Raw genomic sequence first — 9,950 nt, 5'->3', positions numbered from 1 at the left:
GGGGCCGAGATAGAGCTGCGCCGCCTGGAGGCCGGCAGCGAAGCCCACCACCCCGACGAACAGCCAGAACAGCTTCCAGCCGAGCACCAGAAGCGCCACCCCCAAAACAGCCAACAAAAAATTCATTGTCAGGTTCTCCGGAGAATTCAGGGAATATTGAAATCGGCAGGCTTCCCGATCATGGGGGCGGTTGTCCGCGAGCCGATCAAGGCCTCGGCATCCCTGGAGTGGTCGCGGGCCACCAGCATATAGATGGAAGGCACCACAAACAGGGTGAACAGGGTCCCGATGGCCATGCCGCCCACCAGCACGAGGCCGATGGAATTTCTGGCCTGTGCACCGGCACCGGTGACCAGCGTCAGGGGGAAATGGCCGGCAATCGTGGCGCCGGTGGTCATCAGGATCGGCCGCAACCGGGTCATGGCGGCGGTGCGCACGGCTTCCCGCTTGGCCCGCCCCTGTCGCTGCAGGCTGTTGGCGAACTCCACGATGAGAATGCCGTTTTTGGACACCAGCCCCACCAGAGTCACCAGACCCACCTGGCTGTAGATATTCATCGTGGTGGTCCATCCCCGGGTCCAGAAAGGCACATTGGGATCGGGCATTTTGAGAAAGGTAAAGACCAGGGCCCCGAACAAGGCCAACGGCACCGAGCCGGCCAGGATTACGAAGGGGTCCCGGAAGCTGTTGAACTGGGCCGCCAGAACGAGGAAGATCAGTACCACCGCCAACCCGAAGGCCTGGAAAAAGGCATTGCCCTCGGTGCGCAGCTGGCGCGACTCGCCCGTGTAGTCCAGGACGTAGCCTTTGGGCAGGATTTTGGCGGCTTCGTCCTCCAGGTAGCGCAGGGCCTCGTCCAGGGGCCGCACGGCCACGCCGCTGATGGTGACGGCGTTGAGCTGCTGAAAGCGGTTCAACGATCGTGGCACGGTGGAATTTCGGATGGTGGAGATGGTGCTCAGGGGCACCAGCTGGTTGGCCGGGCCGGTCACATAGATGCTGCGCAGCTGGTCCGGGTTCAGTCGGTCCGTGCGGCTGATCTGCGGTATCACCTTGTAACTGCGCCCGGCGATGCTGAAGCGGTTGACGTAGTTGCCACCCACCATGGATCCGATATCGCGGCCCACCTGCTGGAGATCCAGGCCCAGATCAGCCACCTTTTCCCGGTCGATGACGATTTCCGACTGGGGCTGATCGATCTTGACATCGATGATGGGCGGGAAGGCAAACATGCCGCTGCCCATGGCCTTGAGCTGAATCTTCCGGGCGAATTCAAGCATCTCGGCCGGCTCGGCCGTGGAGGCCAGGACGAATTCCACCGGGAAATTGCCGCCGCCGGGCAGCGCCGGCGGCGAGACCGCGAAGAGCCGGATGGCCGGAATGGCGCCGACCTTCTGCTGCACCCGGGGCAGGAGCTGTGCCACGGTGTTCTCGCGTTCATCCCAGGGTTTGACCACCATGCCGGCAATGCCTGAATTGGGGCGGGTGATCTGGAAGGTGAATTCCGTTTCCGGGAAGCTCATATAGGCATCGTTAACCGCTGCCGCATAGCGGCTGTTCAGATCGAGGGTCGAGTTGGCCGCGGCATCGATGATGCCGAAAATGACGCCCTGGTCCTCGGCCGGAGCCAGTTCTTTGGGTGACATGGTAAACATCGGGATGGTCAGCAGGCTGATCACGATCCAGACCCCGTAAACCGCCGGCCTTGCATTCAGCGTACCATCCAGCAGCCGCCCGTAAAAGGCGGTGAAGCGCTTGAAGTCTCTGGATATCTTTCCGGCAAAACCGCGCTCGGACATTCCCGGGGTCAGCAGTTTGGAAGACATCATGGGCGACAGGGTCAGGGCCACGATGCCGGAGATGGTAACCGCACCGGCAAGGGTGAAGGCGAACTCCCGGAACAGAGAGCCGGTCAATCCGCCCTGCAGGCCGATGGGCGCATAGACCGCCGCCAGGGTGACCGTCATGGCGATCAACGGTCCCACCAACTCCCGGGCACCGAACAGCGCCGCATCCATGGGTGACTTTCCCTCGCTGAGGTGGCGTTCCACATTTTCCACCACCACGATGGCATCGTCCACCACCAGCCCCACCGAGAGCACGATGGCCAGCAGGGTGAGCAGGTTGATCGAAAAGCCCAGGACCTGCATCAGGAATACGGCGCCAATCAGCGACACCGGGATGGCCACCACCGGGACGAGCACCGACCGCAGGGAACCCAGAAACATGAAAATGATGAAAACGACAATCAACAGGGTTTCGGACAGGGTCTTGACCACCTCGCGGATGGCATTGCTGATGTAGTTGGTGGCATCATAGGCCACGCGTGCATCCAGGCCTTCGGGAAGCTGTTTGCCAATGGCATCCATCTCCTTGCTCACCAGCCGGATCACGTCCACCGAGTTGGCGTTGGGCAGGGGCCAGATACCCATGAAAACGGCGGTCTGACCGGAGAAGCGCACCTCCGTGTCGTAATCTTCGGCACCCAACACCACGTCGCCGATGTCTTCGAGGCGGATGACGGCGCCATCCTGTTGCCGGACCACCAGGCGTTTGAACTCCTCCACCGAACGCAGGTCGGTATTGGCGGTCAGGTTGACCTGAATGAGCGCACCCTTGGTGCGTCCGACAGCCGCCAGAAAATTGTTGGCCGCCAGGGCCTGGCGCACCTGGACCGGGCTGATGTTAAAGGCGGCCATGCGATCGGGTTTAAGCCAGACGCGCATGGCAAAGGTGCGGGCACCGAGGACATCGGCCCGCTGGACGCCCTGAATGGCCGACAGCCGAGGCTGCACGATGCGCACCAGGTAGTCGGTAATCTCATTCTGCTGGAGGATATCGGACGTAAAACTCAGGTACGCCGAGGCGAACTGGCTGTCGGCCGATTCCACGTTGATCGTGGGTACCTCGGCCTCCGGAGGCAGGTCGTTACGCACCTGATCCACCTTGGAACTAATTTCCGACAGCGCTTTGATGGGGTCATAGTTGAGCTTCAGCCGCGCACTGATGGTGGAGAGCCCCAGGGCGCTCTGGGACTGGATATAATCGATGCCGTCAGCCGCCGCCATGGCCCGCTCCAGCGGGATGGTGACAAACCCGCGCACCAGGTCGGCGCTGGCCCCCACATAGACCGTGGTCACCGTTACCACGGCGTTGTCGCTGCGCGGGTACTGGCGAACGTTGAGGGAGCGGATGGCCTGGAGGCCGGCGATGATGATCACCAGATTGACCACCAGGGCGAGGACAGGCCGGCGGATGAAAGGATCGGTAATTTTCATGGAATTGTCGGTTCTGAGTTCTGCGTTCAGGGTTCAGGGTTCAACCAACTAAATCGCTCAACAGCCAATCAAACCAATCGGACCAACTAACCAATTGAACCAAAAAACCGATCATCCTTCTTGAGGTTTGGGGGCCAGTTTGAAATCAGGAGACAGGGTGTTGTCAACCACCACCGACTGGCCGTTGCGCAGCTTGAACGCCCCGGTGCTCACAACGGTCTCGCCCTCCTTGATTCCGGACAGCACGGCAATAAAGTCCCCACGATTCTCACCCAGACGAACGAATTGCTGGCGGGCGATGCTTTCCAAGGCGTCTCCGGTGTCATTGGGTTTGTTTTCCACGATAAATACCGAGTCGCTGTATGGGGCATACAGCACGGCGGTGGAAGGAATCGTAAGCACCGTCTGGACGTCCGGCAGTCCCAGGGTTATGTTGACGAACATACCGGGACGCAGGTGCTCCTGAGTGTTGGCCACCGTAGCCTGGATACGGATGTTGCGGGTAGCGCTGTCCACCTGCGGGTTCACGGCGGTGATGGTGCCCGCGACGGTCTTGCCGGGCAGGGCGTCACTGGTCAGCGTTACCGGCAGCCCCTGTCGGATTTTGGCCAGTTCCTGCTGGGGCAGTTGGAAATTGACAAAAATCGGATCCATGGCCTGAAGGGAAACGATGGTATCGCCGTCGTTTAGCGTCTGGCCCAGATTGATCTGGCGAAGCCCCAGGCGGCCGGCAAAGGGGGCCCGAATGGTTTTTTTGGCGATGGTGGCGCGAATGGCGTCCACCTGGGCCGCAGCCTGCTTGAATTCAGCCTCGGCAGTGTCGTAGTTGGAGGGGGTGATCACTTTCTGGGGCAGCAGTTCCTTGGCCCGTTCCAGGTTGAGCCGGGCCAGTTCCTTGGAGGCCTCGGTCGAACGGAGCTGGGCGGCCTCCGATGACGTGTCCTGCTGCACCAGCAATTCCCCGGCCTTAACCGCACTGCCCGGTTCAAAGGCGATCCTTACCACCTTGCCGGTCAGTTCGGAGGTAACCATGACCCCCTGGACCGCTTCGAGTGAGCCCACCGCAGTCAGCACGGACGGCCACGTGGCCGACTGCACCACGGACGCGGTCACAGTCTCGGGCGGCGGCACGTATTGTTTGCCCTGGGCAATCATGCGATTGATCTGCAGCCCTTTAACACCCCCGAGCACGCCGATCAGCACGACCAGCCCGATTATGGAAAAAATAATGGCTTTTTTCATGGGATTCCGATTCTTCGACTCATACCGTGGCCACGGAATGCATTTTCACGCACGACAGGCGGTGCGGCAATTCACCAACCATCCTAATAGCGAAATATTATTACGGCAGTTGCCAAAGTCAATGCATGGCAGGAATGAATGTTTATTCTCAGGAAGGGGAATGCGGCAAAGGAGGTTTACGATTGACATAGAAGCTTCCCCTGCAGGGATGGGCAATCGTCTCTCATGCCACATCTCGCTCTTCCAGTAAATTGTCAAGCCAATCCGGGTCCATTTCGGGAACGGATGAAAGCAGTCTCAGGACCAGGTGCAGGACCAGGGTCGGGCCTCAGTAACATACTGTAAATTTGGGTAAAGAGTCAAAAAAGAACCTGTATGGAGGCCTTAATCGGCCATTTTTCAGGCCAAAACAAGCTGATTAAGGCGGTTTGTTATTGATCCCATGAAAAGGTGTTTTCAGGCGTCAAAGCATGCGTTGTGCCATATGGCTTCAAGGTCTCCCGAAGCTCAAAGGGATCGCCGGCGCGACGGATCTTTCGTTCTCTTGCCCTGAAATCAAGTGTTTCTTTGATATTCTCAATGAAGGACACGCTGCCAACTGCAATGCTTTGTGTCCATTTAACTTCTCTACTTTTATCCTCAGCCTTTACCGGCGACCAACTTAATCGAATCCGGGATGCTATTAAGGACTCTATTGTCAAATACAAGCAGGTGAATATGGTTTGAGGTGACCATATAATCCAACACACTCAAACCACTGTACCGTTTTTTTGCCTGGTACAGCCATTCAATCCATCTACGGCGATTTTTTGCTAATTTGAAAGAAAGGCTCTTTGGCGGCATCGGTGGGTAATATGCCAGACATGGCCGGGAACATAATGTCTTTTTGCACAGGCCATTTAGTAACGATTCCCTTAATTGGATGTTTTTAGGGGTAAAAACGATCAATTAGGCATGTTTAAAATAGCTTTTTAAGATATTAACTTTGCAATGTCAATTGGTTAGCGCGGCCCGACCCTGAGACCCTGAGACCTGCCGATGAGACCCTTGGAAGGCCTGGCTGGTCACCATCCGTATTGTCGTTGGTACCGACTCCCCGTAACGGGACTCGTTTACTTTAGGGCTACCTATCTTTGCCAGGCCGGAATATATCTTAACTATTCGTAATCATATATAATATATTATTATTGACTTGGTAAAAAATTAACAAGCCGGCTTTTTTATGATCGGCCGGCTTACGGTTACAGGGGCTTACGTGCCGATATAATAATGGCTTCTCCGATTTTTTTGGCGCGTTTTAAAGCGTGTTCCATGTGTTGATATACTGATCGGTCATCTATGGCTGTGCGTACCAAGGTGTTTGCCTCGCCAATTTCCTTTTCCGAAAAAAAGCAGTAAATTGAATCGGCCTTTTGAAAGTCAGGATCCAAGACCAGCAAGGGATCACGATAATAGTGTTCCTGAAATAGTCTGCCCGATGGAATGGTTGTACTAATATCTGTAAACCCTAATTTCTCAAGTCTGGATATGAGCGAATGGACCGGAATATACCTCCCCTGCAAGGCAAAGACAGCTTTTTCGAGGTATTTATAATTCCAGTATGCACCGGACTTCGGATCCAGTTGTTTCTGGGAGCATGTGTTGATGGTCAGAACACCGCCTGGTTTTAAAACGCGTCTGCTCTCATTCAAAAAGCGGTTCAGGTTCGGATAGGACGGTACTGTGTCAAGATGGTGAAGCACCTGGTTGACCATGAAGGCATCAAAGAAATCATCGGAGAAGGAAAGATCAAGAATGTTGCCTATCCGCAGCCTGACGTTTCGAGCATCTCCAATTTTTTGTTTGGCTGCTTCGAATCCTTGTTCAGATCCCTCCACCCCATAGACGGTTTTTACATGGTGCCGGGTATGGTTTAGGTAGGCGCCTGTGCCGAATCCACCCTCCAGAACGGTCTGTTTTTCAACGGCTGTTCGGCTTTGTCTGAAAATATGTAAAATCTCCTGCAGGCCGTTGGGCTGGCGATTCTGGTCATATAAGGTAAATGCATCATTGTAATTGCAATAAGATGAGGCATTTCTTTTGTGTTTCATTTGGATCCTTTTTGAATGCTATTTTTGTTTATCTAGGCAGGCTCAGGGACTGAAGCGGTATAGCATAATTACAAATGGCTGATGCAAGCATCTTAACGAGGACCACTGATCCCAGCAAGTCCTACTATTGAATTCGATGACGGCGTCAGGTGTTCAGGCTATCCCGTGCACGGTGTGGCAAGGTTATCTCAAGCCATCCTGCGTTCTTCCAACAGCTTATCCAGCCATTCCGGGTCCATTTCAGGAATGGAAGAAAGCAACAGGTTGGTGTATGCGTGGTGGGGAGGCGTAAGAATCTCCTTTTTAATTCCCTGCTCAACAATACATCCCCGTAGCATTACCACAATTTCATCGGAAATCGCTTTTACCGTAGCCAGATCATGGGTAATGAAAAGATAGGAGACCGCCAGCTCATTCTGCAGCTTTTGCAGCAGTTGCAGTATGCCTTCGGCCACCAGCTGGTCCAATGCCGAAGTGACTTCATCGCAGATGATCAATCTGGGTTCAGCAGCCAACGCCCGAGCAATGCACAGCCGTTGTTTCTCACCTCCGGAAAGCTCGTTCGGGTACCTGTTGATGTAGCTGTGCGGCAATTCAATCATCTCCAGCAGTTCTTTGATCCGCTTGCCCATCACCGAACCACGCATGCCGAAGTAAAAAGCAAGCGGGCGGCCCAGAATTTTGCGAATATTCTGCCGGGGGTTGAGCGCCGTATCGGGCATCTGGTAAATCATTTGCAGTTTCCTGAGTTGCTCACGCTCACGTGATGCCAATGCGGGTGGCAGCGTTTCTCCTTCAAATCGGATATGTCCCTGAAGCGGGGGCAACAGACCCGTGATTACTCTGGCCAACGTGCTTTTGCCGCTGCCGGACTCGCCCACGAGCGCTACCGTTCGGCCGCTTGTTATGGAAATATCGATGTCTTGCAGAACCAGTTCACTGCCATCGTAGCTCGCCGAAACATTCTCAACCTTAAGGATAACATCCCGATCCGATCGAAAGACCGCCTTGTCATCCCGAATGGTCCGGACAGACAGCAATTGGCGAGTATACTCTTCTTTGGGCTCCGCCAATATCTTTCTGGCATCATTCTCCTCCACCAGGTTGCCGTGACGCAACACCATGATTCGGTCAGCCAGCTGGGCAACAACGGCCAGATCGTGGGTGATGTAAATCGCTGCGGTGTCTAATTCACTGGTAATTTTTTTAATTGCGGCCAGCACCTCAATCTGCGTGGTCACGTCAAGTGCGGTCGTGGGTTCATCGAACACGATGATGTCCGGCCGACATGCCATAGCCATGGCCACCATGGCTCGCTGCAGCTGGCCGCCGGACACCTGATGGGGGTAACGGTAACCGATATGTTCAGGGTCCGGCAGCAGCAACTGCCGGTAAATATCGACTGCTTCCCGTTCCGCCTCGGCAAATTTCATCAAACCATGTTGAACGGGCGCCTCGGCATATTGTCTGACCAGTCGATGCGCCGGGTTGAATGAGGCCGCAGCGCTCTGAGCGACGTAGGCAATGCGATTGCCCCTCAGTTTACGAAGATCTCCCTTCGACGCACCGAACAACTCCGTGCCGTTGAACTGGATCGACCCCGACGCGATGCGGCACCCCTGCCGGGTATATCCCATGGCGGCCATCCCGAGTGTGGATTTACCGGCTCCGGATTCACCGATCAGGCCAAGAACTTCCCCCTTGTTCAGGGACATATCGATGTCATTAACAATGGGCAGCCATTGGTCGCCGGTAAAGCCTTCAATAAATAAATTTTTAATTTCAAGCAATTTGGTCATCGATCATCCATCCAATTCAGGCGGTCTCCTTCAATCCGCTGGCCACGTGCAGAAACCAGTCCACGATCAAATTGACACCTACGGTTAAAAAGGCGATGGCTCCGGCCGGCCATAACGGAGTCAAGATACCAAAGGTAATGGCCCCGGCATTTTCCCGAACCATGCCGCCCCAGTCGGCAGTCGGTGGCTGAAGGCCTAACCCCAGGAAACTCAGTGCTGCGATGAAAAGAAATACGAAGCAAAACCGCAAACCGAATTCCGCCACCAGCGGCGGCATGGCATTGGGGAGAATTTCATGCCTCATCAGCCACCAGATCCGTTCCCCCCGAAGCCTGGCCGCCTCGACGAACTCCAGGGCGTTGATATCCATGGCGACAGCCCGGGACAGGCGATACACCCGCGTGGAATCCAGCAGCGCAATGACCACGATCAAGGCCGTGACGGAGGTGCCGACCACGGACAACACCATCAGGGCAAAGATCAGCGTGGGAAAGGCCATTATGATATCTACCATCCGGCTGAGGCTCAGGTCTGTCCAGCCACCGAGCGTGGCGGCGAAAAAGCCGGCGACGGCACCGACCACAAACGACAGGAGCGTGGTCGCAAATGCAATGGCAATGGTGTTTCGGGCCCCATAAAGCAGGCGTGTAAAAAGGTCCCTACCCAGGTGGTCGGTACCCAGGAAATGATCTTTACCCGGAGACTGCCAGACGTCACCGACGATCTGCGTCTCCCCATAGGGCGAGATAACGGGCGCCAGAATCGCTGCGAGAATGCTGATCAGGACCATGGCGAGCCCGATGCGTGCGCTGATCGGTGAGGACCTGAGCAATTTAAAAAACGCCATGTAATCGGACTCCTTACCTTGGGTTGCGCAGCCTGGGGTTGCTGATGATCGACAGCACATCGGCCAGCAGGTTCAAGCCGATGTATACGGAGGCAAAAATTAGTCCGCTGGCTTGAACGACCGGGATGTCCCGCTTTGATACCGAGTCCACCAACAACTGCCCCAACCCGGGATATACAAAAACCACTTCGACAATCACCACGCCAACCACCAGGTAGGCCAGATTCAGTGCCACCACGTTGATGACCGGCGAGAGGGCATTGGGGAACGCATGAAAAATGACGATGCGTGCCTTCTTGAGTCCCTTGAGTTCGGCCATCTCAATGAACGGGCTGGCCAAAATGTTAATGATCGCCGCTCTGGTCTGACGCATCATGTGGGCCACAACCACCAGCGTCAATGTCAGACACGGCAGCACAATGGCATGCATCTTCTCCCACAGGGACATTTGCGCGTTGATGTTGGAAATGCTAGGAAAAACAAGCAGTTGAACCGATAAAAGTGCAATCAAGATATAGGCGACAAAGAATTCAGGCAGGGAGATTGCGCTGAGTGTCGCCATGGAAATCGTGCGGTCGAACAATGTGTTGCGGTAGAGGGCCGCGGTAATCCCCAAGAGTATAGAAAGCGGCACGGCGATAACGGCCGTAGCTGAAGCCAGAAATAGAGTATTACGGAGACGCCAGCCGATAAG

6 protein-coding genes are annotated in these 9,950 nt (G+C 55.4%); all 6 read right to left on the bottom strand.

Annotated elements, in window-relative coordinates; genetic code table 11:
* Nucleotides 1-146 precede the first annotated feature (146 nt).
* Entirely contained in the window at nucleotides 147-3,278 is a 3,132-nt protein-coding gene (locus QNK41_RS14940; RefSeq protein ID WP_319258292.1) for an efflux RND transporter permease subunit, read from the bottom strand.
* Between the two features lie 111 nt (nucleotides 3,279-3,389).
* Nucleotides 3,390-4,520 (bottom strand): efflux RND transporter periplasmic adaptor subunit, encoded by a 1,131-nt coding sequence (locus QNK41_RS14935; protein WP_319258290.1) that lies wholly within the window; start codon nucleotides 4,518-4,520, stop codon nucleotides 3,390-3,392.
* Nucleotides 4,521-5,761: 1,241 nt separating this feature from the next.
* Complete coding sequence (locus QNK41_RS14930; RefSeq protein WP_319258288.1) at nucleotides 5,762-6,610, bottom strand: class I SAM-dependent methyltransferase; 849 nt, start codon at nucleotides 6,608-6,610, stop codon at nucleotides 5,762-5,764.
* A 188-nt stretch (nucleotides 6,611-6,798) separates the two neighbouring features.
* Nucleotides 6,799-8,409, bottom strand: a complete 1,611-nt coding sequence (locus tag QNK41_RS14925) for an ABC transporter ATP-binding protein (protein WP_319258287.1) — start codon at nucleotides 8,407-8,409, stop codon at nucleotides 6,799-6,801.
* A gap of 16 nt (nucleotides 8,410-8,425) precedes the next feature.
* Nucleotides 8,426-9,256: an ABC transporter permease gene (locus QNK41_RS14920; RefSeq protein ID WP_319258286.1), complete on the bottom strand. Its 831-nt coding sequence runs from the start codon at nucleotides 9,254-9,256 to the stop codon at nucleotides 8,426-8,428.
* Between the two features lie 13 nt (nucleotides 9,257-9,269).
* The coding region (locus QNK41_RS14915) for an ABC transporter permease (RefSeq protein WP_319258284.1) at nucleotides 9,270-9,950 on the bottom strand (681 nt) is incomplete at its 5' end.

Origin of the sequence: Desulfosarcina sp. (assembly GCF_033791525.1) — a bacterium.
Lineage (GTDB): Bacteria > Desulfobacterota > Desulfobacteria > Desulfobacterales > Desulfosarcinaceae > Desulfosarcina.
Note: the sequence above shows the minus strand (reverse complement) of the source record. Positions and strands in the feature narration are given on the sequence as shown.

What these genes read in the sequence shown, in the direction of transcription:
- QNK41_RS14940 (WP_319258292.1), bottom strand. Translation starts at nt 3,278, where the DNA reads ATGAAAATTACCGATCCTTTCATCCGCCGGCCTGTCCTCGCCCTGGTG.
- QNK41_RS14935 (WP_319258290.1), bottom strand. Translation starts at nt 4,520, where the DNA reads ATGAAAAAAGCCATTATTTTTTCCATAATCGGGCTGGTCGTGCTGATC.
- QNK41_RS14925 (WP_319258287.1), bottom strand. Translation starts at nt 8,409, where the DNA reads ATGACCAAATTGCTTGAAATTAAAAATTTATTTATTGAAGGCTTTACC.
- QNK41_RS14920 (WP_319258286.1), bottom strand. Translation starts at nt 9,256, where the DNA reads ATGGCGTTTTTTAAATTGCTCAGGTCCTCACCGATCAGCGCACGCATC.
- QNK41_RS14930 (WP_319258288.1), bottom strand. Translation starts at nt 6,610, where the DNA reads ATGAAACACAAAAGAAATGCCTCATCTTATTGCAATTACAATGATGCA.